We start from the raw sequence: 23,388 nt of genomic DNA on the forward strand, positions 1-23,388 counted from the left end.
GGCTCGGGAGTCGGCGTCGGGGTGGGCGTCGGGGTCGGCACGGGCTCGTACCCGATGATGACGCGACGGTCCTCGATCCCGCAGCCCGCGAGCACGACGCCCACCTCGGCGGTGCCGTTGCGGCGGACCTCGGGGCGCGAGCTGCCCGGCGGGTTGGTGCGCACCACCTGCACCTCGACGCGTCCGGCGCCGCGGTCGACGCCGTACGCGGCCGAGACGAGCCGGCCGCCGTTGCGGTCCGCGTACTCGGCGGCCTCGGCGATGCCGACCGACGGCGGCAGCAGACCCGCGAGGTCCCCGCCGGCCGCGAGGGTGTCGAACCGCTCCAGCACCACGTCGCGCATGCGGTCGGCGGCGGCGAGCGCCGCGGCGTCGGCGCCACCCTCGGCCTGGTCGGACATCTGCGTGCGCCCGGCGATGGGCAGGACCACCACGAACAGCAGGACCATCACCGCGAGGCACACGACGACGACGAGCCCCGTCACGGCCGCGCCCGCCTCGCGCGCGTGCCGTCCCAGCGACCTCAGGCGCATCGCTACTCCCTCTCCGGCTGGTCGGCCGCGTGCGCGGCGGGTGTCGTGGGTGTCCCCCGCACGACGGCAGGACCCACGGCACGTGCCGTGGGTCCTGCCGGCCCGGGCTGCGGGGCCGCCCGGTGCTGGATCAGCCGCGCGCGTTGTCGAGCGCGTCGGAGATGTCCGAGATCTGCGTCTCCGCCTTCTCCTCGGGCTTGAACGTACCCATGGCGGTGAGGACACCGACGATGAGGAGCGCCGCGACGACGAGGATGCCGAGGTACTCGAGCATGCCCTGGCCCGAGTCGCGACCCTTCTCGACGACCTTGCGGAGACGGGCCTGGGTGCTGACGATCGTGCTGCTCATGGTGATCTCCTCGCAGTGGGCCGGCGGTGCCGGGCGGTGTCGGATCGTGTGGGAGGAGCCGAGGGCGCCTCCCGATGCCCGAAAAACTACGTGTCGTGCCGTGCTGCGCGTCGGGTCCGTGGGCCCAATCTCGGGCCCACTCAGGTCCCGACGCGGGCCGGGCCCAGCGCTCCACCCAGCCAGAGCGCGACGGCCTCGGCCCGGGTCCGGACACCCAGCTTCGCGAAGATGTGGTTGACGTGGTTCTTCACCGTCTTCTCGGACAGGAAGCACTCCCGCGCGATCTCGCCGTTGGTGCGGCCCTGGGCGATGAGCTCCATGACCTCACGCTCACGCGCCGACAGCCCGACGTCCGGACGTCCGACCTCCTGAACCGGCGCGGGCTCGGACCACGCCTCGCGCATCACCGTCGCGGCCACCGGGGACAGCACGAACGAGCCCGCCGCGACGGCCTGCACGGTGCGCACGAGCTCGGGGCCGTCGAACTGCCCGTGCACGAGGTAGCCGCTCGCCCCCGCCCCCACGGCCGCGCGCACGACGTCGGGCGCGTCGGAGTAGGTCAGCATGAGCACCTTGCTCCAGGCCCGGATCTCCGCGGCCACCTGGACCCCGTCGCGTCGTGGCATGCGCACGTCGAGCAGCACGACGTCGGGGACGACGTCCCGCACCACCCGCACGGCCTCGTCGCCGTCCCCGGCCTCGCCCACGACCTCGAGCTCGTCGACGCCGTCGAGGAGGCTGCGCAGCCCCATCCGGATCACCGCGTTGTCGTCGACGACGACGACCCTCAGCGGCCCGTCCTCCAGCCGTGCCGTCCCCGCGCTCATGCCCACGCTCCCCGTCCTGTCATCGACGCCCCCTCCACCTGCGCGGCACCCCGTCGAGGCGTGCCGACGGGCCACACGAGCTCGACCGTCGTGCCCTCGCCGGGCGCCGAGACGACCTCGAGACGGGCCCCGGCCTCGCGCGCGCGCTCCCGCATCCCGACGAGACCGAAGTGCCCCGGCGGTCCCGCACCGTCGGCGGCGGGCCGGAACCCGGCGCCGTCGTCACGCACCCGCAGGCGCACGCCCACGTCCGGGTCACGCTCGAGCACGACCTCGACGGTGCCCGCGTCCGCGTGGCGGGCCACGTTCTCGAGGGCCTCGGCGACCACCGCGAGCGCCTCGTAGCGGGCGTCCCCGGCGAGGTCGACCGCGTCGCGCGCCGTGCAGCGGCAGGGCACGCCCGAGCGCGCCTCCCACTCCGCGCACATGTCGGTGAGCACCTCGACGAGCGCACGGTCCGGCTCGTCGCGACGCATCCGGACAAGCAGCTCGCGCGCCTCGCGCGCGGCTCGCTCCGCACCCTCGGCCAGGTCCGCCGCGACGCGTCGCGCGGTCGCCTGGTCCTTGTCGACCCACACCACGAGGCCCTGCGCGCCGAGCGACAGGCCGTGCAGGGTCTTGCCGAGCGAGTCGTGCATCTCGCGCGCGAGGCGCGCGCGCTCGTCGGCCGCGGCCGCCGCGCGCTGCGCACCGGCGAGCTCACGCGCGACCGACAGCTGCTGCTCGTGCGCCCGGCGGACCGCGAGCCCGATCGCGACGAGCGCCGCGTACAGCGCGGGCACGCCCATCTCGGTCATGAACCCGCGCGGCTCGGGCCCGGGCGAGGACACCGCGACGAGCACGTAGCCCGCGCACATCACCACGGCGCCCGCGACAGCCACGGACGGACGCGTCAGCACCCCGACGACGAGCGCGACCGGGAACGTCGCGAGCACGAGCGGGCTCTCGACCCCGAGGACCCACACGACCATCAGGCTGACCAGGACGTCGATCACGAGCGTGATCGGGTGGCGCGTGACGAAGTCCATGACCTGCGCGTACATGAGCACGGCGAACGTCGCGGCGCTCAGCACGAGGATCGAGCCGAGGAGCGGACCGGTCATCGTCTCGCCGACGAGACCGAGCAGCGCGATCATGATCGTCGCCAGCCGGACCAGGAGCGCGACACCGACGACGCGTCCCGCGAAGTCACGCGCCGGGAGGCTCACCCGAGGCTCCCCATGAGCTCGGCGAAGTCGACGTCCGACCCGAGCACGAGGCCCGTGAGCATGAGGATCACGGCGCCGGGCACCAGGACCGTGGTCGTGATGAGCGTGAGCTTGGGCGACATGCGCGCCGCCTTCTGCCGCTGCCGCTGCCCGCTCTCGCGACGCATGTCGAGCGCGATCTGACGCAGCGACTCGGCGAGCGGCGCGCCGAGCTCCTGCGACTGCAGGAGCGCGGACACGAACTGCCCGACCGGCTCCGACGCCGAGCGCCGGCGCAGGTCGACGAACCCGTGCCGGACCGACGCGCCGTTCGCGATCTGGTGCAGCGTCAGCTGCATCTCCTCGGACAGCGGCCCGCCGAACCGCTCGGAGACCTGCCACAGCGCCTGGCGGAAGTTGACACCGGCCATGACGGTCACGGCCAGGACGTCGAGGAAGTCGGGCAGGTCGCGGTCCATGCGCTCGCGGCGCAGCCGGCGGGCACGGTCGAGACGTCCCAGCGGGATGATCACCGGCACCACGAGGGCGAGCGCGGACATCGCCGGCTGCCCCAGCAGGATCAGCGCGAGGACGGCCGGGAGGATGATGATGATCCACAGCGCGCTGCCGGTGAGGAACCCGTCGACCGTCATGCCGTCGGGGCGTCCGGCCTCGTCGATGCGACGCTGCAGACCCTCGAGGCGCTTGGGCCCCAGCAGCCGGCGCAACGACGGCACCAGCCGCGCGGCGAGCGCCTGCAGCGGCGACGTGCCCTCCGCCCGGCGGCGCTGCTGGCCCCGCAGCAGATCGAGGTCCTCGACGGCGAGCGTGTCGAGCGCGTCGCGGCGCAGCCCGCGGTAGCCCACGAGAAGCAGCACCACCGCGCACGCGCCCAGGCCACCGGCCAGGACGGCCACGACCGTGCCGGGGCTCATCGCTCGATCCTCGTCATCCGGCGGATCGCGACGAAGCCCGCGGTGTACAGGGCACCGGCCACGACGAGCGCGCCGCGACCGACCCAGTGCTCGGTCATGGCCTCGACGGTGCCGGGCTGCACCAGGTTGAGCAGGAACAGGATCCCGACCCCCATGCCGATGACGATGTAGCCGGTGACGCTCGCCTGCGCGAGGGTCGTGCGGATCTCCCGGCGGATCTCCTTGCGGTCGTCGAGCGTGTCCGCGATGTCCCGGAGCGCCGACACGAGCGACCCGCCGCTGCGGGAGGAGACGAGCAGGGTCGAGACCAGCACCGAGACCTCGCGCGAGGGCAGGCGGTCCTCCATCTCGCGCATCGCGGTGTCGAGGCTCGCGCCGAAGCGCAGCCGTGCGGCGACGCGCCCCAGCTCGACGCCCGCAGGCGCGTTGAGCTCGTCGGACGCGAGGGTGATCGCCGACGCGATCGACAGCCCGGCGCCGGTGGCGTTGGACAGCACGCGCGCGAGCTCGGGCATCTGCGCGACGAACGCCTCGTTGCGGCGGTCCTGCGCGCGGCTCAACCACGCGCGCACGCCGACCACCGCGCCCGCGAGCCCCGCCAGGGCGAACACCGGCGCCAGCCCGACGGCCAGCACCCACGCGAGCACGATCCCTCCGACGGAGGCGACGGCCACGACCAGCGTGGGCGACCGCTCCTCCTCGCCCGCGAGGAGGAGCTGACGCTGCACCGCACCGCCCAGGCGCGTGCGCACGAACGAGCGGTCCCACGCGGCGACGCGCCCCTGCCAGGTGGTCGTCGGCTCGTCGACCACGCCCGACAGGATCGCGCGGCGCCGCGAGGACACCGACGCGATCTCGGCGGTCCCCAGGACGAGCAGCACCGCGGAGGCGAACACCAGCGCGAGGATGCCGACGACGATCACGGCGCGCCCCCCGGCTCCGCGTCCGACGCGGGACGCCGGATGTCCTCCCCCGCGATGCGCAGCCGGTCGACGAGCACCTGCGGCAGCGGGAAGCGCTCGAACGCACCACGCGAGCCCTGCGGGTTCGCCGCCTCGGGGTCCCACCGCATGATCGGGGAGATGGAGAAGTCCTCGCGGTGCCGGGAGGTGACGTAGCCGACCTCGACGACGCGCCGCGTCCCGTCCGCGCCGCGCAGCAGCTGCACGACGATGTCGACGGCGTTGTTCACCTGGTCGCGCAGCGCGTGGAACGGGACCTCCACGTCGCTCATCGAGGCGAGCGTCTCGAGGCGGATGAGGGCGTCGACGCTGCTGTTGGCGTGGACCGTGGCGAGGGAGCCCTCGTGACCGGTGTTCATCGCCTGGAGCATGTCGAGCGCCTCACCACCACGGACCTCGCCGACGATGATGCGGTCGGGCCGCATGCGCAGCGCGTTGCGCACGAGGTCGCGGATCGTGACCTGCCCCTGGCCCTCGACGTTCGCCGGACGCGTCTCGAGCCGCACGACGTGCTCCTGCTCGAGCGAGAGCTCGGCGGCGTCCTCGATCGTGATGATGCGCTGGCGGCCCGGGATGAACGCCGAGAGCGCGTTGAGGAACGTCGTCTTCCCGGAGGACGTGCCGCCGGACACGATGATGTTCGCGCGCGCGCGCACGCACGCCGCCAGGAGGTCGGCGGTCTGGGCGTCGAGCGTGCCCCGCCGCATGAGCTCGTCGAGGCCGTACGAGCGCGGGAACAGACGGATCGTGACCGTCGGCCCGTTGAGCGCGAGCGGCGGCAGGATGACGTGGACACGGGCACCGCGCGGCATGCGCTCGTCCGCGGGGAGGCGCGCGTCGACCATCGGGCTCGACTCGTCCACGCGTCGGTTGACGGTCGACACGATGCGGTCGATGGTCTGGCGCAGCTGGTCCTCGGACGCGAAGGTCGTCGAGACCTTCTCGAGGCGCCCGAAGCGCTCGGCGTAGATGGTCTCGTGCCCGTTGATCATGATCTCGGACACGCTGTCGTCGGCGAGCAGCGGCTCGAGCACGCCGAGGCCGATCGACTCGTCGACCACGCGCCGGATCAGCGCGTTGCGCTCGCGCGTGGTGAGGATGACGCCCTCGGTCGAGACCAGGTGCGCGACGACGCGCTCGAGGCGCACGCGCCGCTGCGCGGGCTCGAGGCGACCCAGCTCCTGGAGGTCGACCTCGTCGAGCAGCTTGCGCTTGAACTGCGCGACGAGCTGCTCGTCGAGCTCGGTCCGTGCGTTGGCGGACGCGGCCAGCGCCGACGTGGTGGTCTCGCGCGGACGCCCCCAGGCGTCGATCAGGTCGCTCATGAGGCGGTCCTCGGCATCGTCATCTGTCGCTCGATCTGCAACGGGAAGATCGTGCCCTTCATGTCGACGCGCACGCGGACGGTGTCGGGCGACGGGTACCACACGCGGTACGTCGTGCTGTCGGGCACCGAGCGCGCGACTGCGACGGAGGCCGACTGCCCGAGGCTCAGCGCGCGCGCGCCGTCCCGCGCGGCCTGCTGCGCGATGCTCGACCCGACCATGAACCAGACGACCTGCATCGTCACGAGCACCATCGTCCCGAGCAGGAAGATGGCCGCGACGGCCTCGATCGCCGACGAGCCGCGGTCGCCGCCCGCCTCGCGCCACCGTCTGCCCAGCAGGCTCACGGCTCCGTCACCACCTCTCGCACCACGGTCACGCGCCACGGGGTCGACGCCAGGCCCGGCGCGAGCAGCGGCACCTTGGTCGACACCGAGGTGCGGCCCGCCACCGGGTCGGACGACACGGTGACGCTCGGCTCCATGACCGCGGGGATGCGGCCCAGCGCGGCCGCCCGGACGTCGGCGTAGGAGGAGCCGATCGACGTCTCGCGTGCTGCCGCGCTCGCCGCGTAGCTGGTCCACATGAACGTGACGCCCACGACGACGAGCTGCACCACGAGCGCGCACATCAGGGCGACCCACGGGAACACGCTGATGAACTCGATCGAGGCGGAGCCGTCGTCGGCGCCGGCACGGCGCCGGCCGCGCGCGCGGGTGCGTTCCTCGGCGGACTCCTCCTGGGGGCGGCGCGCGGCCACGCCGAGGTGCCGGCCGAGGCCGCGCAGCGCCTGCCACCACCCCGCGTCGGTGGCGAACTCCGGGCTGCGCGAGTTGGTCGCGCGCTCGAGCTTGCGACCCTGGTCGGGCAGCGTGAGCGGCATCATCGGCGACGGCGAGAGCCGGGCCGCCGTCTCGGGCTGGACCTCGTCGGCCTTGCTGTGCCGGTTGAGCAGCACGTGCACCGCGTCGGGCTTGCGCACCGCCAACTGCTCCCACGAGGTCACCTCGCGGCGCAGCCCGCGCAGGCTCACCAGGTCGGGCGTCGTGAGGGTGACGACCTCGTCCGCGATCTCCACGACCGAGGCCTGCACCGGGTTGACGCGCGCGCCGGCGTCGACGATCACGAGGTCGTACTGCTGCCGCACGAGGCCGACGATCTGCCGGATGGCCTGCGCCGTGACGTACTCCGCGTCACGGACGTCCTCGGGGGGCAGCAGCAGGTGGATCCCGCTCTCGTGCACGAAGACGGCGTCGGCGACGGTGCGCAGCGACAGGTCGTCGGCGACCTTCGCGAGATCGGCGACCGACGTGCGGTGGCGGGCCTCGAGGAAGGAGCTGACGTCGCCCTTCTCGAGGTCGAGGTCGATGAGCAGGACCTTGTGGTCCGGGATCTCGCGCCGCACGTCCCACGCGAGGTGGGTCGCGACCGTCGTGACGCCGACGCCGCCCTTCGCGCCGGTCAGCGCCAGCACGATCGCACGGTGGCCGGCCCCGTCGGCGTCCCGCTCGACCAGCAGCTCCTGCAGGCGCGAGGACCAGTCGAGCGCGTTGCTGACGCGCTGCTGCACCTCGGTGAAGGACAACGGGTACGTCAGGACGCCGCGCGCACCGGCGTCGAGCGCGAGCGCGAGGTTCTCCGGGTCCGCGTCGCCCGACACGATGAGGCACACGCTCGCGGGGCGGCGCAGACCCATGTCCCGGATGACCTGGTGCACGGGCTCGGGCCCGAGCTGGTCGTGCACGATCACGAGGTTCGGCTCCCGCTCGACGACGGCGCGCACGAGCTCGCCGGTCGTCTCCGCGAGCGCCAGCACCTCGAGCTCGGCGACCTCCGCGAGCTGTGCCCGCAGCTCGTACGCCAGCGTCTGCTCGGCGCACCCGATGATGACGGTCCCGGCCATCAGCCCACGTTCCCTTCCGGCACGGTGACGCCGCCGAGGTCCTCGGCGTCGAAGTCGTCCTGCTCGCCCGTACGGTCCTCGCCCGTCCCCGTCGGGAGGCCCACGAGACGGACCTCCTGGGCGAACGCGGCGGCGTACGTCACGGCGAGCGCGTCGTTCGGCTCGAGCGCGAGCGTGACCGGGACGACCGCCTGGCCGCCGGTGGCGCTCTCCTCGTCGAACCGCACCTGGCTGCCGCGCACCGACACGACGCGCACGTTCTTCACGAGCACGCGCACCTGCTTGGGCAGGCCGGGCACGTCGGCGAACACCGCGTAGATGTCGACGAAGTCGCCGGGCCGCACACGGTCGGCGACGCCGGTGATCTGGTTGACCTGGATCGCGATCTCGCGCTCGGTCGGCGACAGGTCCGACGCGGGGACCAGCATGTCGGCCGACAGCAGCGTGCCCTGGGCCACGTTGAAGCCGATGCGGCGCCCGACGAGGTCGTCCGCGGTCACACGGGCGGTGTCGGACAGCCACCGTGCGGGCACCTCGTCGCTGGTGATCGACGACTCGTCGAGGACGGCGTAGGCGGGCAGGTCGTCGGCGGCGCGGTACACCGTCACCACCGAGCCGACCTGGCTCTGCACGTTGCCGACGTACGTCGCGACGACGAAGAAGACGGCGACGGCGAGCGCGGCCGACAGCAGGATGAACAGGACGCCGCGACGCTGGCGGGGATTCACGCGAGAGCTCCTCGGGGATCGACGGCGGCGGGCCGCACGTGGCAGAACGGACAGGTGTCGGCGAAGACGAGGGCGTCGCACACGCCGCAGCGCCCTCGGGCCGGGGGCAGGTCGATGCGCTGGTCGGCGGGCAGCGCCACCAGCTCGACGGCGTCGTCGGAGCCGACCCGCCCGCGGGGGTCGAGCGTGAGCGCCGCGACCTCGACGGTGCCGGACGAGCCGGCGGTGGTGAGCACGTCCTGCAGGGCCGCCGCCGGGATCCGCGAGAGGCCGGAGCCGTAGACCTCGCCGCGGGCCACCGCGGGCTCGGCGGGCGCGGCCCGCCCCACCCCGCGCGCCTCCGGCACGGGACCCGAGAACGTGACGACGAAGCCGTCGCCGCCGGGCAGCCAGGACCGCAGGTGCTGGCCGACGGCGACCTGGGGGTGCTCGAGCCGCGCGACGGACGGCGTCCACGCGCCGCTCCACGTCCCCTCGAGGAGCTGGTCGGCCAGGACCGCGGCGATCCCGGCGTCGACGCCTGCGGCCGCGACCTGCTGCGCGACCAGCAGCAGCGCGACCGGCCCGTGGTGGGCGGTGCGCCAGGCGACGGGCCGCCCGGTGTCCGACAGCAGGGCCGCCTGCCGCCGGACGAGGTGCTCGTGGCGCTTTTCACCCACGAGGAGGACGTGCTCACCCGGTCCGGGCAGTCGGTCCGCGAGGCCCGGCAGGTCGTCCGGCGCGGTCAGCAGCAGCCCGTCCCGCTCGAGGAGCTCACGCGCGTCCGGGGTGGGCGGCACGAGTGCCGACACGACGATGCGCTGCATGGATACGGTGATCTCCTCGCGAGACGGGGCGGTGCGGTGCCCGTGGGCCGGGACCGCGGACGACACCCCGATCAGACGATCGGGGAGGATCCGGGCGGGCCGTCGGGGGTGCTGCCGAGGGGTACGTCGACCCGCGAATGGTAATTGGAGGGCCGGTATGCGCAATTCGAGGACTCGGCTGTTCGTGGACGGCGTCGACGTCGCACCGCTCGCCGTGGCCGATACGTGGGGGGCCCGTGCCCGGGGCATGCTCGGGCGCCGTCCGCTGCCCGAGGCCATGTGGTTCGTGGGCGAGGGCGCCGTGCACGGCGTGGGCATGACGCGGAGCCTGGACGTCGCGCTGCTCGACGCCGACGGGCACGTGGTCGCGACCACGGTGCTGCGCCCGTTCGGCGCGACCGCACCGCGGCGGGGTGTCGTCGACGTGCTGGAGGCACCGCGCGGCCGCTTCGCCACATGGGGCCTGCGGCCCGGGAGCAGGCTGACCCGCGGCGAGGGCAGCGGTCTGCCGGGGCGGGTCTGAGGCACGCACCCATGCTGGGCGGTGGCGGCGGGTCCCGGTCAGGGCCCCCGGGCCGACGCCGGGCACCGCGCGGTGGGCCCGGCGTTGGGCCCCCGGACCCAGGTCCCGCGAGGGCGTGCTCCCGTCGCGCGCCGGGGGCGCAAAAGGTCTCGGCCCCTGTCGGTGGTCCCCCGTAACGTGGACCGACGTGCGCCAGCTCCCCCTCGCCGATCCCGGCACCCCGCCGCTGCGCGGTCCCGTCACCTACCTGTGGTGGATCGCCCGCCGCCAGTGGGGCATCATCCTGACCGCCGTCGCGTGCGGCGTCGTGCAGTTCGCCTGCCAGGCCTTCCTGCCCTACCTGACGGGCCGCGCGATCGACGACGGCCTCGCCGACGGCTTCGGACCGGCGCTGCTGCAGGCCGCGGGCCTGCTGCTCGCGCTCGGCGTGGTGAGCGCCGCGGCGTCGGCCGTCGGCCACCGCTACGACGTCGCGAACTGGCTCCGCGCGGCCTTCACCACGTCGCAGCTCGTCGGCCGCACCGCGGCACGCTCGGGCCACGCCATCACGGCGGAGCTCCCCACCGGCGAGGTCGTGTCGGCCGTCGCGAACGACGCGCTGCGGGTCGGCGAGGTCTACGCGTCCCTGGCCCGCTTCGTCGGCTCGGTCGTCGCCTACGCGGCCGTCGCGGTGCTCATGCTCCAGGTGTCGCTGCAGCTGGGCCTCGTCGTCCTGCTCGGGCTGCCGGCGGTCGCGGGCGCCCTCGGGCTGCTCGTGCGTCCCCTGCAGCGTCGGCAGACCGCGCAGCGCGAGGCGTCGGGCCGGCTCACGACGCTCGGCGCCGACACCGTCTCGGGGCTGCGCGTGCTGCGCGGCATCGGCGGCGAGGACGTCTTCACCGGGCGCTACCGCGAGCAGTCGCAGCTGGTGCGACGTCGCGGCGTCGAGGTCGCCGTCACGCAGTCGTGGCTCGACGCGCTCCAGGTGCTCCTGCCCGGCGCGTTCGTGGTCGCGCTGGTGTGGCTGGGCGCGCACATGGCGCTCGACGGGACCATCACGCCGGGTCAGCTCGTCACGACCTACGGGTACGCGGCGTTCCTCGGGTGGCCGGTGCAGAACGCGACGCAGTTCCTGCAGGCGACCACCCGCGCCGTCGTCGGGGCGCGCAAGGTGCTCGCGGTGCTGCGCGTCGAGCCGGCGACCGCCGCCGCGACGCCGGACGGCACCACCGTGCCGCCCGCGGGCGCACCGCTCGTCGACGAGGCCAGCGGCGTCACCGTCGAGGCCGGTCGCGTCGTCGCGCTCGTCTCGGAGGACCCCGACGAGTCCGCGCGCATCGCGACCCGCCTCGGTCGGTTCGACGACGCCGAGGAGGCGCCGACGCCCGTCACGCTCGGCGGCGTGCCGCTCACGCGGCTGCCGCTCGCCGAGCTGCGGCGCCGGGTCGTCGTCGCCGAGGCCATGCCGCAGCTCTTCTCGGGCCCCCTCACCGAAGGGCTCGACGTGCGCGGCGGCGCGACGCGCGACGACCTGCTCACCGCGATCGGCCTGGCCGACGCGCAGGACGTGCTCGACTCCGTGCCCGACGGCCTCGACGGCGAGCTCAGCGAGAAGGGCCGGTCGCTGTCCGGCGGGCAGCGCCAGCGCGTCGCGCTCGCGCGCGCGCTGCTGACGCAGGCCGAGGTGCTCGTGCTCGTCGAGCCGACCAGCGCGGTCGACGCGCACACCGAGGCCCGCATCGCCGCGCGGCTGGCCGACGCCCGGCGGGGCCGCGCGACGCTCGTGGTCACCGCGAGCCCGCTCGTGCTCGACCACGTCGACGAGGTCCAGCTCGTGCACGGCGGACGTCTCGTCGCGCGCGGCACGCACGCCGCGCTGCTCGACGGCGAGGCCGGCCCGCAGGTCGCCGCGCTGTACCGGCGGGTGGTCGGACGCAACCTCGACGACGACCTGCCGGTCGAGCAGACCTTCGAGGACGCGGAGCCCGACGCCCGCGCCCTGACCCAGCCCACCACGACCCCCGGAGGTGCCGCGTGAAGCTCCCCATCGCCGACGCGGCGACCGTGCGCGCCTACGCGGGCGACCTGCTGCGCCGCAACCGGCGCCCGCTCGGCGGCATCGCGGTCCTGCACACGCTCGCCGCGATCGCGGGCCTCGCGGGCCCCCTGCTGCTGGGCCGGATCGTCGACGCCGTCACGCGCGGCACGGACGCCCGCTACATCGACACGCTCGTGGTGATCGGGGTCGTGGCCGTGCTCGCGCAGACCGGCCTCATCCGGTACGCGCAGCGCGCCTCCATGCGGTTCGGCGAGAAGGTCTTCGCCGAGCTGCGCGAGGAGTTCCTCGAGACCGTGACGTCGCTGCCCCTGTCGACCGTCGAGCGCGCGGGCACGGGCGACCTCGTCACCCGCACGACCAACGACGTCAACAAGCTGCAGCACGCCGTGCGCTTCGGCGTGCCGCGCGTGATCGTCGCGGTCGTGACGATCACGCTCACGGTCGCGGCGTGCCTGGTCATCGACCCGCTCGTGTCGCTCGGGCTGTTCGTGGGCGTGCCGACGATGGTCGTGATGGTGCGCTGGTACCTGCGACGCGCGACGCCCGCGTACATCCGGGAGTCGGCCGCGTACGCGGTGCTCAACGGCACCATCACCGAGACCGTCGAGGGTGCGCGCACCGTGGACGCGCTGAGCCTGGCCGACGCGCGCGAGCGCCGCGTCCACGAGGACCTGCGCGAGGCGTTCGACGCGGAGCGCGCCACCCTGCGGCTGCGCACGATCCTGTTCCCGGGCGTCGACCTCGCGTTCGTGCTCGCCCCCGTGGCCGTGCTCGTGTGGGGCGGCTGGCTCGCGTCGCAGGGCCACGTCACGCTCGGCGCGGTCACCACGATCGTGCTGTACGCGTACCAGGTGACGGGCCCGGTGTGGGAGCTCATCTTCTGGGTCGACGAGATCCAGGTGGCGGCGACGGCGCTCGCGCGCATCGTCGGCGTGCGCCTGGTCGACTCCGACCGCGAGGCGTCGGGCGAGCGGCCCACCGACGACCGGGTCGCGACGCGCGACCTGCGGTACGCGTACCGCGAGGGCCACGACGTGCTGCACGGCATCGACCTCGACCTCGCGCCTGGCGAGCGGCTCGCCGTGGTCGGGCCGTCGGGTGCGGGCAAGTCCACGCTGGGCCGGATGCTCGCGGGCATCCACCCGCCCACCGGTGGCACCGCGACGGTCGGCGGCGTGCCGCTCGTGGACCTGCCGCTCGTCGAGCTGCGGCGGCACGTCGCGCTCGTGACGCAGGAGCACCACGTCTTCGTCGGCACGCTCGCCGACAACCTGCGGCTGGCCAAGGTCGACGCCCAGGCCGACGAGCTCGAGCGAGCGCTGCGTGCCGTGGACGCGTGGGACTGGGTCGAGGCGCTCCCCGACGGGCTCGCGACCGAGGTCGGCTCGGGCGGTGCCGCGCTCACGCCGGCGCAGGCCCAGCAGCTGGCGCTGGCCCGGCTCGTGCTGCTCGACCCGCACACCCTCGTGCTCGACGAGGCGACCTCGCTGCTCGACCCCCGCGCGGCGCGGCACCTCGAGCGCTCGCTCTCCGCGGTGCTGGCCGGCCGCACCGTCGTGGCGATCGCGCACCGGCTGCACACCGCGCACGACGCCGACCGTGTCGCCGTCGTCGACGCGGGCCGCATCGCCGAGATCGGGCCGCACGACGAGCTGGTCGCCGCCGGCGGCGAGTACGCGTCGCTGTGGCGGTCCTGGCAGCACGAGTCCGCCTGACACCGGACGCGGCCGGGGGCTCCCGTGCTCCCGCGGAGCGGCCCGCGGGAGCCCGGCGCGACCCCGTCGCCCACGCCGACGACCGACGTGCCGGCCTCCGACCACGACGCTCGACGGGACGACGACCGCACCGTACGAGGCCACCGAGACCGACGTGGTGACGCAGCCGGCCGACGTCTCGGGCCTGACGACCGACGTGCAGGCCACGAAGAACAACGCGCCCGTGACGTCCGACGACCCGTGCTCCAGCGCGCGGGCGAGCGAGGCGATGGCCCGGACGTGGCGGTTCACGTGCGAGAGCGACGCGCTGCTCGTCGGGCCGCGCGGGAACGACGGCGCGGGTCTCGCAGACCGCGGGGAGCTACGCCTTCACGCGCCGCTGACCACGCGACGCGGCGACGACCCGGCGTCGGCACCGTCCTCGCCGGGGACGTCGTGGTCCGGGACGTCGTGGTCCGGGACGCCGTCCCCCGGGTCACCGTCGCCGCTCGGGTCGACGTCCCCCGGCAGCGGCGGCCGCCCCGCGGCCTCGTCACGCACGAGCCGCCACCACAGGCCGAGCGCGAACAGGCCGAAGATCCACCACTGCGCCGCGTAGGCGAGGTTCTGCACGTTGAGGCCCGACCCGGCGAGCGTGGGCGGGGCGAGCGCCTCGAGCGCCGCCGGGTCGCCCGGCGCGCTCGTCTGGACGACGAGGTAGCCGGTGTAGACCGGGCCGCCCCACGCGGCCAGGAGCTGCGGCGCGCTGATCGCGTCGGTCCGGCCGTCCACGGGTGCGGCACCGGCCTCCTCCCCCGCCTGCAGCCAGCCGACCACCTCGACGTCGCCCGCGGGCGCCGCGGCCACGTCCGGCGTGGCCGACCAGCCGCGCACGACCGGCAGGACGGCGGTGCCGTCGGCGGTCGCCACGCGCAGCGGCGTCAGGACGAGGTAGCCGTCGGTGCGGCCCGCGTGCTCGCGCCCCGTCACGAGCAGCGTTGCGTCGTCGTCGTACGTGCCGGTGACCACGGCCTTGCGGGCCACGAGGTCGCCGAGGAAGGTCTGCCCGGGCGCGAGCAGGTCGGCCAGCGGCTCGGGGTCGGCGGTCACGACCCGTTCGGCCTCGCGCTGCGCGGCCGCGGCGCCACGCACCTCGGCGCGCTCGAGCTGCCAGGCACCGAGCCGGCCGCACACGGCGGCCGCGGCGAGCAGGAGCACGAGCAGGCCGAGCATCCGCGGACGCACCGCGGCGCGCCACAGCGAGGTCTCGGCCACCGCCTCACGGTACCCGTCCCGCACGGTCCGTCGGCGCGTCCACCCGGGCCGTCCGCGTGCGTCGCGCACCCCGGCGGGACACCCTGGACGTGCACGGTCGTGCCCTCCGCGCCACCCTCGCGACCCCGTCGCGCGTGGGGTTGGATGGCTGTGGTCAGGAGCACAGTGCCGGTGGGCCGGACGTCCCACCTCACGCTGCGACCTCACGGAAGGCTGGAGAACACCCCGGCCGTTCACGGCACACCCCCAAGGAGGGGACATGACAACCACCGCCTCGGACCCGCAGAACGCTGCGGACGCAGGCCCCATCGCCCCGGGACCGTTCGCGGCCGCCGAAGCCCGCACCGCCTGGCGCAAGGGATCGGGCCAGGTCGACGACGCCACGCTGCAGCGCCTCTCGACGTGGTGGCGCGCCGCGAACTACATGTCGGTCGGCCAGATCTACCTGCTCGACAACCCGCTGCTGCGCCGCCCGCTGCACCGCGACGACGTCAAGCCGCGCCTGCTGGGCCACTGGGGCACGACGCCCGGGCTGAACTTCCTCTACGCGCACCTCAACCGCGCGATCGCGGAGCGCGAGCAGTCGACGATCTACGTGACGGGGCCCGGCCACGGCGGCCCCGGCCTGGTCGCGAGCGCGTACCTCGACGGCACGTACTCCGAGGTGTACTCCGACATCACGGAGGACGAGGAGGGTCTGCGTCGGCTGTTCCGGCAGTTCTCCTTCCCGGGCGGCATCCCGTCGCACGTGGCGCCCGAGACGCCGGGCTCGATCCACGAGGGCGGTGAGCTCGGCTACGCGCTGAGCCACGCGTACGGCGCCGCGTTCGACAACCCGAACCTGCTGGTCGCCGCGGTCGTCGGCGACGGCGAGGCCGAGACGGGCCCGCTCGCGACGAGCTGGCACTCGAACAAGTTCGTCAACCCGCGCCAGGACGGCATCGTCCTGCCGATCCTGCACCTCAACGGGTACAAGATCGCCAACCCGACCGTGCTGGCGCGCATCAGCGACGCCGAGCTGCACGACCTCATGGTCGGCTACGGCCACAAGCCGCACGTCTTCGTCGCGGGCTTCGACGACGAGGACGACCTCGAGATCCACCGCCGGTTCGCGGTGCTGCTCGACGAGGTGCTCGACGAGATCGCCGAGATCAAGGCGAACGCCGCGGCGGGCGACGTGAGCCGCCCGATGTACCCGATGATCGTGTTCCGCACCCCCAAGGGCTGGACGGGGCCGGACGAGATCGACGGCAAGAAGACGACGGGCTCGTGGCGCGCGCACCAGGTGCCGCTCGCGAACGCGCGCGACACCCCGGAGCACCTCGCGGTGCTCGAGCAGTGGCTCCAGTCGTACCGCCCGGCCGAGCTGTTCGACGCCACGGGCCGGGTCGACGCCGACGTCACCGCGCTCGCGCCGCACGGGGACCTGCGCATGAGCGCGAACCCGCACGCGAACGGCGGCCTGCTGCTGCGCGACCTGCGGCTGCCGGACTTCCGGGACTTCGCGCAGGACGTGCCGACGCCGGGCGGCAGCATCGCCGAGGCGCCGCGCGTGCTCGGCGAGTACCTCACGGAGGTCATCCGCCGGAACCCCGACACGTTCCGCATCTTCGGCCCCGACGAGACCGCGTCGAACCGCCTGCAGGCGGTCTACGAGGTCACGGCCAAGCAGTGGAACGCGGAGTTCGAGGGTCCCGAGGTCGACGACCACCTCGAGCGTGCGGGCCGCGTCATGGAGATGCTCTCGGAGCACCAGTGCCAGGGCTGGCTCGAGGGGTACCTGCTCACCGGGCGGCACGGCCTGTTCACGTCGTACGAGGCGTTCATCCACATCGTCGACTCGATGTTCAACCAGCACGCCAAGTGGCTCAAGGTCACCAACGACATCCCGTGGCGCCGGCCGATCGCGAGCCTGAACTACCTGCTGTCGAGCCACGTGTGGCGCCAGGACCACAACGGCTTCAGCCACCAGGACCCGGGCTTCATCGACCACGTGGTCAACAAGAAGGCCGAGGTCGTGCGGGTCTACCTGCCGCCGGACGCCAACACGCTGCTGAGCACGTACGACCACTGCCTGCGCAGCCGGCAGTACGTGAACGTCGTCGTGTCCGGCAAGCAGCCCGCGCCGAACTTCCTGTCGATGGACGAGGCCGTGGCGCACTGCACGCGCGGCCTGGGCATCTGGGAGTGGGCCGGGTCGGAGGCGCAGGACGAGGAGCCGGACGTCGTGCTCGCGTGCGCGGGCGACGTCCCGACGCTCGAGGTCCTCGCGGCGGCGGACATCCTGCGGCGCGAGCTGCCGCAGCTCAAGGTGCGCGTCGTCAACGTCGTGGACCTCATGCGCCTGCAGGACGCGCGGGAGCACCCGCACGGCCTGTCGGACGACGAGTTCGACACGATCTTCACGGCCGACCGCCCGATCGTGTTCGCGTACCACGGCTACCCGTGGCTCATCCACCGCCTCACGTACCGCCGCAACGGGCACTCCAACCTGCACGTGCGGGGGTACAAGGAGGAGGGCACGACCACCACGCCGTTCGACATGGTCATGCTCAACGACCTCGACCGGTACCACCTGGTCATCGACGTGATCGACCACGTGCACTGGCTGCGCGCGTCGCAGGCCGGTCTGCGCCAGCGCATGGTCGACGCCCGCCTGCGCGCGCGGCAGTACACGCGCGAGCACGGCGAGGACCTGCCCGAGGTGCGCGACTGGGTGTGGCCCGACGCCGGGAACGCCGCGTCGACCGAGGAGATCTCCGCCTCACTTTCGACCGGCGGGGACAACGAGTAGGCAGACTGTCACGGGCGCGTGCCCGGGCCCACCGGCCCGGGCACGCGTCCGTCGAGGACGAGCAGCCCCCACCCGGGGCGATGAGGAAGTGAGCTGAACGGTGGCCCGCACGATCTACGTCATGTCGGCCGAGGGGGACACGGGCAAGTCCGTCGTCGCGCTCGGCCTCGTCGACCTGCTGACCCGCACGGTCCAGCGCGTCGGTGTCTTCCGACCCGTCGCCCGGTCGACCGACGAGCGCGACTACGTGCTGGAGCTGCTGCTCGAGCACGACGGCGTCGACATCGCCTACGAGGACGCGGTCGGCGCGACGTACGACGACGTCATCTCCGACCCGGACGCCGCGCTGTCGCGCATCGTGTCGCGGTTCCACGACGTCGAGCGCCGCTGCGACGCGGTCGTCGTGGTCGGCACCGACTACACGGACGTCGCGGGCCCCACCGAGCTCGCGTACAACGCGCGGATCGCCGCCAACCTGGGCGCGCCCGTGCTGCTGGTCGTCAACGGCGCGCACCGCAGCGCCGAGGACGTCAACCACGCGGCCGAGGTCGCCGCCGCCGAGATCGACGCGAACCACGCGCAGGTCGTCGCGGTCGTCGCGAACCGCTGCGCGCCGAACTCGCTCGACCAGGTGCGCACCGCGCTGGGCGGCACGCGCCCGGTGTGGGCGCTGCCCGACTCGCCGCTGCTGTACGCGCCCACGCTGCGCCAGCTCATGGAGGCCGTCGGCGGCTCGCTGACCAGCGGCGACGAGGAGCTGCTGGGCCGCGAGGTGCTCGACGTGCTGGTCGGCGCGATGTCGATCGAGCACCTGCTGGACCGCCTGCAGGACGGTGCGGTCGTCATCACGCCCGGCGACCGGGCCGACGTGCTGCTGGGCCTGCTGATGGCGCACCAGGCCGACGGCTTCCCGTCGCTCGCGGGCCTCATCCTCAACGGCGGCCTCGAGCCCGCCCCGACGATCCAGCGCCTGGTCGAGGGGCTCGGGTCGCGCCTGCCGCTCATCACGACGTCGCTCGGCACGTTCCGCTCGGCGAGCGCCGCGGCCACGACCCGGGGCCGCGTCACGCACGACTCGCAGCGCAAGGTCGACACGGCGCTCGCGCTGTTCGAGCAGCACGTCGACGGCGAGGCGCTGCTGGCCGCGCTCGACGTCGAGCGGCCCGAGGTCGTCACGCCGCTGATGTTCGAGTACGCGCTGCTGGACCGCGCGCGCTCCGACCGCAAGCACGTCGTGCTGCCCGAGGGCAACGACGACCGGATCCTGCGGGCCGCCTCGACGCTGCTGCAGCGCCAGGTCGCGGACCTGACGATCCTCGGCGACGAGGCCACGATCCGCGCCCGCGCGACCGAGCTGGGCCTCGACCTCGACGGCGCGCAGGTGCTGGACCCGAAGAACGGCGAGACGCTCGAGCGGTTCGCCGAGATCTACACCGAGCTGCGCAAGCACAAGGGCATGACGGTCGAGCGCGCGCGCGAGATCGTGTCCTCGGTGTCGTACTTCGGCACCCTGATGGTGCAGCTGGGCCTGGCCGACGGCATGGTCTCGGGCGCGGCCCACACGACCGCGCACACCATCAAGCCGTCGTTCGAGATCATCAAGACCCGCCCCGACGTGGGCAGCGTGTCGAGCTGCTTCCTCATGTGCCTCGAGGACCGCGTGCTCGTGTACGCCGACTGCGCGGTCATCCCCGACCCGACGGCCGAGCAGCTCGCGGACATCGCGATCTCGTCGGCCGAGACCGCGACGCAGTTCGGCATCGAGCCGCGCATCGCGATGCTGTCGTACTCGACCGGCGAGTCCGGCTCGGGCGCGGACGTCGAGAAGGTCCGCGAGGCCACGCGCCTGGTGCGCGAGCGTCGCCCCGACCTGTCGGTCGAGGGCCCGATCCAGTACGACGCCGCGGTCGACGCGTCGGTCGCGCAGACCAAGATGCCGGACTCCGCGGTCGCGGGCCGGGCCACGGTCTTCGTCTTCCCCGACCTCAACACGGGCAACAACACCTACAAGGCCGTGCAGCGCTCAGCCGGCGCCGTGGCGATCGGCCCGGTGCTGCAGGGGCTGCGCAAGCCCGTCAACGACCTGTCGCGCGGTGCGCTGGTCCAGGACATCGTCAACACGGTCGCGATCACCGCGATCCAGGCGCAGGCGCAGGCCGACGCCACCACCCCGAGCACGGAGGCCTCCGCCCGATGAGCACGTCCACCCCCAGCAGCACGAGCGTCCTCGTCGTCAACTCGGGCTCGTCGTCCGTCAAGTACCAGCTGGTCGACCCGGCGTCGGGCGACGCGATCGCGTCGGGCATCGTCGAGCGCATCGGCGACGCGCTGGGCTCGGTCAAGCACGTCGCGCACGGCGAGACGACGCGCCGCGAGGTGCCGGTGCCGGACCACGCCGAGGCGCTGCGCCTCGTGCTGGGCCTGTTCGACGAGATCGGCCCCGACCTCGCGTCGGCCAACGTCGTGGCGGTCGGCCACCGCGTGGTCCAGGGCGGCGACCTGTTCGACGGCCCGACGCTCATCACGGCGCAGGTCGAGCAGCAGATCGAGGACCTGTCGCCCCTCGCACCGCTGCACAACCCCGCGAACCTCACGGGCATCCGCGTGGCGCAGGCGCTGCTGCCGGACGTGCCGCACGTCGCGGTGTTCGACACGGCGTTCTTCCGCACGCTGCCCGACGCGGCCGCGACGTACGCGGTCGAGGCGTCGGTGGCCGCCGAGCACAAGGTGCGCCGGTACGGCGCGCACGGCACGTCGCACCAGTACGTGTCGCAGCAGGTCGCGCAGATCCTCGACCGCCCGCTGGACGAGATCAACCAGATCGTCCTGCACCTGGGCAACGGCGCGTCGGCGTCGGCCGTGCGCGGCGGCGTCGCGGTCGAGACGTCGATGGGTCTGACCCCGCTCGAGGGCCTGGTCATGGGCACGCGCTCGGGAGACGTGGACCCCGCGGTCGTGTTCCACCTGCACCGCAACGCGGGCATGTCGATCGATGAGATCGACGACCTGCTCAACCGCCGCTCGGGCGTCAAGGGCCTGGCCGGCGAGAGCGACTTCCGCGCGCTGCACGACCTGGTGGCCGAGGGCCACGCGGGCGCGCGCCTGGCGCTCGACGTGTACCTGCACCGGCTGCGCAAGTACGTCGGCGCGTACCACGCGGTGCTGGGGCGCCTCGACGTCATCGCGTTCACGGCCGGCATCGGCGAGAACGACGACATCGTGCGGCTCGGGGCGCTGAGCGGGCTCGAGGCCCTCGGCATCGAGGTCGACCCGGCGCGCAACGAGGGCCGTAAGTCGGAGCCGACGGTCATCTCCCCCGACGGCGCGAAGGTCACGGTCCTCGTGGTCCCGACCAACGAGGAGCTCGCGATCGCACGGCAGGCGCTGGACGTCATCGGCGCCTGAGCAGCGGCACGACGGACGGCACGGCCCGGACCCGCGTGGTCCGGGCCGTGCCGCGTCCGGGGCCGGGACGCGCGACGTGGCGCACGCCACACCACGGTGAGGTAAGGCTTCGCTAACATCGTGTCCCGTGCCCTCCCCCACCGCGACCGGCGTGACGCTCGGCGCCCGCGACGTCACGATCCGGTACGACGCCGTCGTCGCCGTCGACGCCGTGCACGTCGACCTCGAGCCCGGGCGCGTCACCGCGCTCGTCGGACCCAACGGCTCGGGCAAGTCCACGCTGCTGCGCGGCATGTCCCGCCTGCACCGCCTCGCCGGCGGCCACGTCGCGCTCGGCGACGTGCCGGACGTCGCCGCGCTGTCCCCGCGCGAGTTCGCGCGGCGCGTCACGCTGCTGGCGCAGTCGCGCCCCACGCCCGCGGGCATCAGCGTGCGCGACGCCGTCGAGCTGGGCCGCCACCCGCACCGCACCGCGTGGCGCGGCCGCGACGCCGCCGGGCCCGCCGCCGTGCAGCGCGCGCTCGAGCTCACCGGCACCGCCGACCTCGCGGACGTGCCCGTCGACACGCTGTCCGGCGGGCAGGTGCAGCGCGTGTGGTTCGCGAGCGCGCTCGCGCAGGACACCGGCGTGCTGCTGCTCGACGAGCCCACCAACCACCTCGACCTGCGCTACCAGGTCGAGGTCCTCGAGCTCGTGCGCGCGCTCGCCGACGACCACGGCGTGACCGTCGGCGTCGTCCTGCACGACCTCAACCACGCCGCCGCCGTCGCCGACCGCGTCGTCGTGCTCGCCGCGGGCCGCGTCGTCGCCGACGGGCCGCCCGCGAGCGCGCTCGACCCCGACCTGCTCACCGCGGTGTACGACATCGAGATCACCGTGGACGTCGACCCCGCCACCGGCGAGGTCGACGTGCGCACGCCCCGGCAACGCGTGCGCCGCACCGTGGCCCGCTGACGGGCCGACCGGCGACGGCGCAGGCGCCGGCACACCTTCCTGCGCGCCACGACTCCCCGAGGACACACCCATGCGCACCACCCGTCCCGCCCGCGCGGCCGTCGTCGCGCTCGCCCTGCCGCTGCTGCTCGCGGCGTGCGGCACGAGCGACGGCGCCGCCGACGCACCCACCTCGACCGGCGCCGCCGCGCAGGGCGAGCCGATCACGGTCACCGACGCGCGCGGCGAGGAGATCACGCTCGACGCACCGGCCGAGCGCGTGGTCGCGCTCGAGTGGGCCCAGGTCGAGATGGTCCAGACCCTCGGCGTCGACCCCGTCGGCGTGTCCGACCCCACCGGGTACACGAGCTGGGTCGGCACGGCCGCACCGCTCGCGTCCGAGACGGTCGACGTCGGCCTGCGCCGCGAGCCGAGCGTCGAGGCCATCGCGGACCTCGAGCCCGACCTCATCGTCGGCGTGCTCACGTCGGTCCCCGAGGGCGCGCTCGAGCAGCTCGAGCGCGTCGCGCCCGTGGTGCTCATGGCGGGTGCGGACGCGTCCGACCCGCTGGGCCGCGTCACCGAGGACTTCACGACCATCGCGGCGGCCCTCGGCAAGGAGGACGTCGCGCAGGACGTGCTCGACGACCTCGACGCGCGGCTCGCCGACAACGCCGCGACCCTCGAGGCCGCGGGCCTCACGGGCACGCCCGTCGTGCTGACGTCGCCGTACTCCGACGGCGCCAACCTCACGATCCGCATGCACGGGCCCCGCACCGCCGTGCAGGCCGTCGCCGAGCGCATGGGCCTGGCCGCCGCGTGGACCGACCCGGGCGACGACGCGTACGGCCTGGCGAACATCGACCTCGAGGGCCTCACGCAGCTGCCCGCCGAGACGCGCTTCCTCTACTGGGGCAACGACGACGAGGACGACGTCGTCACGACGGCTCTCGCGGGCAACGCCGTGTGGGAGAGCCTGCCGTTCGTGCAGGCCGGGCACGTGCACCGCGCGGCCGTCGGCATCTGGGCGTACGGCGGCCCGGCGTCGATGATGGCGTGGAGCGACGACCTCGTCGCGCAGCTGACGGCGGAGGCCTGACCCGGTGAGCACGCTGCGGCAGCGGGACGACGCCCCGCCCCCGGCGGTCGCGCGTCCCGCTGCCGCGGCGG

General features: G+C 74.1%; 19 protein-coding genes and 1 pseudogene. 8 read left to right on the forward strand and 12 right to left on the reverse strand.

The features are described from left to right. The 11 genes and pseudogenes from ATM99_RS14735 to ATM99_RS14785 form a co-directional block, all read right to left on the reverse strand. A pseudogene (locus ATM99_RS14735) lies at positions 1 to 533 on the reverse strand (hypothetical protein); the annotation flags it as partial. Between the two features lie 130 nt (positions 534 to 663). Next, positions 664 to 882, reverse strand: a complete 219-nt coding sequence (locus tag ATM99_RS14740) for a hypothetical protein (RefSeq protein WP_062103625.1) — start codon at positions 880 to 882, stop codon at positions 664 to 666. Between the two features lie 140 nt (positions 883 to 1,022). Next, entirely contained in the window at positions 1,023 to 1,709 is a 687-nt protein-coding gene (locus tag ATM99_RS14745; protein ID WP_062103640.1) for a response regulator transcription factor, read from the reverse strand. Then, on the reverse strand, positions 1,706 to 2,917 hold the full coding sequence (locus tag ATM99_RS14750) for a sensor histidine kinase (RefSeq protein WP_062103626.1): 1,212 nt from the start codon (positions 2,915 to 2,917) through the stop codon (positions 1,706 to 1,708). The genes ATM99_RS14745 and ATM99_RS14750 overlap by 4 nt, the downstream gene beginning before the upstream one ends. Further along, positions 2,914 to 3,831: a type II secretion system F family protein gene (locus ATM99_RS14755; RefSeq protein ID WP_062103627.1), complete on the reverse strand. Its 918-nt coding sequence runs from the start codon at positions 3,829 to 3,831 to the stop codon at positions 2,914 to 2,916. Before ATM99_RS14755 ends, ATM99_RS14750 begins: the two co-directional genes overlap by 4 nt. After that, positions 3,828 to 4,754 (reverse strand): type II secretion system F family protein, encoded by a 927-nt coding sequence (locus ATM99_RS14760; protein ID WP_062103628.1) that lies wholly within the window; start codon positions 4,752 to 4,754, stop codon positions 3,828 to 3,830. Before ATM99_RS14760 ends, ATM99_RS14755 begins: the two co-directional genes overlap by 4 nt. Continuing rightward, positions 4,751 to 6,118 carry a CpaF family protein gene (locus tag ATM99_RS14765; RefSeq protein WP_062103629.1) on the reverse strand — a complete coding sequence of 456 codons (1,368 nt, stop codon included), beginning with the start codon at positions 6,116 to 6,118 and terminating at the stop codon, positions 4,751 to 4,753. Before ATM99_RS14765 ends, ATM99_RS14760 begins: the two co-directional genes overlap by 4 nt. After that, positions 6,115 to 6,465, reverse strand: coding sequence for a TadE/TadG family type IV pilus assembly protein (locus tag ATM99_RS19440; protein WP_062103630.1), 351 nt, complete (start codon positions 6,463 to 6,465; stop codon positions 6,115 to 6,117). Before ATM99_RS19440 ends, ATM99_RS14765 begins: the two co-directional genes overlap by 4 nt. After that, the gene (locus ATM99_RS14775; protein WP_062103631.1) at positions 6,462 to 8,021 is read right to left on the reverse strand and encodes an AAA family ATPase; all 1,560 of its coding nucleotides are present in this window, start codon (positions 8,019 to 8,021) and stop codon (positions 6,462 to 6,464) included. Before ATM99_RS14775 ends, ATM99_RS19440 begins: the two co-directional genes overlap by 4 nt. After that, the gene (gene cpaB, locus ATM99_RS14780) at positions 8,021 to 8,749 is read right to left on the reverse strand and encodes a Flp pilus assembly protein CpaB (protein WP_062103632.1); all 729 of its coding nucleotides are present in this window, start codon (positions 8,747 to 8,749) and stop codon (positions 8,021 to 8,023) included. The genes ATM99_RS14775 and cpaB overlap by 1 nt, the downstream gene beginning before the upstream one ends. Beyond that, positions 8,746 to 9,555 (reverse strand): hypothetical protein, encoded by an 810-nt coding sequence (locus ATM99_RS14785; RefSeq protein WP_062103633.1) that lies wholly within the window; start codon positions 9,553 to 9,555, stop codon positions 8,746 to 8,748. The genes cpaB and ATM99_RS14785 overlap by 4 nt, the downstream gene beginning before the upstream one ends. A 157-nt stretch (positions 9,556 to 9,712) precedes the next feature. On the opposite strand from ATM99_RS14785, the gene ATM99_RS18695 reads away from it, so the two are divergent. From ATM99_RS18695 to ATM99_RS14800, 3 genes are all read left to right on the forward strand, one after another. Further along, positions 9,713 to 10,078 carry a DUF192 domain-containing protein gene (locus tag ATM99_RS18695; RefSeq protein ID WP_190278844.1) on the forward strand — a complete coding sequence of 122 codons (366 nt, stop codon included), beginning with the start codon at positions 9,713 to 9,715 and terminating at the stop codon, positions 10,076 to 10,078. A 187-nt stretch (positions 10,079 to 10,265) separates the two neighbouring features. Beyond that, positions 10,266 to 12,095: an ABC transporter ATP-binding protein gene (locus ATM99_RS14795; RefSeq protein ID WP_062103635.1), complete on the forward strand. Its 1,830-nt coding sequence runs from the start codon at positions 10,266 to 10,268 to the stop codon at positions 12,093 to 12,095. Then, a complete protein-coding gene (locus tag ATM99_RS14800) occupies positions 12,092 to 13,831 on the forward strand; it encodes an ABC transporter ATP-binding protein (RefSeq protein ID WP_062103636.1) in 1,740 nt (579 codons plus the stop codon). Before ATM99_RS14795 ends, ATM99_RS14800 begins: the two co-directional genes overlap by 4 nt. A 369-nt stretch (positions 13,832 to 14,200) precedes the next feature. Here ATM99_RS14800 and ATM99_RS14805 read toward each other — a convergent pair whose 3' ends face one another. Next, positions 14,201 to 15,085 (reverse strand): SURF1 family protein, encoded by an 885-nt coding sequence (locus ATM99_RS14805; protein WP_223305135.1) that lies wholly within the window; start codon positions 15,083 to 15,085, stop codon positions 14,201 to 14,203. Between the two features lie 259 nt (positions 15,086 to 15,344). Here ATM99_RS14805 and ATM99_RS14810 point away from each other — a divergent pair, with 259 nt between their 5' ends. From ATM99_RS14810 to ATM99_RS14830, 5 genes are all read left to right on the forward strand, one after another. Beyond that, positions 15,345 to 17,879: a phosphoketolase gene (locus ATM99_RS14810; RefSeq protein WP_223305137.1), complete on the forward strand. Its 2,535-nt coding sequence runs from the start codon at positions 15,345 to 15,347 to the stop codon at positions 17,877 to 17,879. Positions 17,880 to 17,979: 100 nt separating this feature from the next. Further along, positions 17,980 to 20,076: a phosphate acetyltransferase gene (pta, locus tag ATM99_RS14815; protein WP_082659833.1), complete on the forward strand. Its 2,097-nt coding sequence runs from the start codon at positions 17,980 to 17,982 to the stop codon at positions 20,074 to 20,076. Continuing rightward, on the forward strand, positions 20,073 to 21,284 hold the full coding sequence (locus ATM99_RS14820) for an acetate kinase (RefSeq protein ID WP_062103637.1): 1,212 nt from the start codon (positions 20,073 to 20,075) through the stop codon (positions 21,282 to 21,284). Before pta ends, ATM99_RS14820 begins: the two co-directional genes overlap by 4 nt. A 127-nt stretch (positions 21,285 to 21,411) precedes the next feature. Next, the gene (locus tag ATM99_RS14825) at positions 21,412 to 22,239 is read left to right on the forward strand and encodes an ABC transporter ATP-binding protein (RefSeq protein ID WP_062103638.1); all 828 of its coding nucleotides are present in this window, start codon (positions 21,412 to 21,414) and stop codon (positions 22,237 to 22,239) included. A 70-nt stretch (positions 22,240 to 22,309) separates the two neighbouring features. Next, the gene (locus ATM99_RS14830; protein WP_062103639.1) at positions 22,310 to 23,317 is read left to right on the forward strand and encodes an iron-siderophore ABC transporter substrate-binding protein; all 1,008 of its coding nucleotides are present in this window, start codon (positions 22,310 to 22,312) and stop codon (positions 23,315 to 23,317) included. Positions 23,318 to 23,388: the final 71 nt, after the last annotated feature.

This window comes from Cellulomonas sp. B6 (assembly GCF_001462455.1).
GTDB lineage: Bacteria > Actinomycetota > Actinomycetes > Actinomycetales > Cellulomonadaceae > Cellulomonas.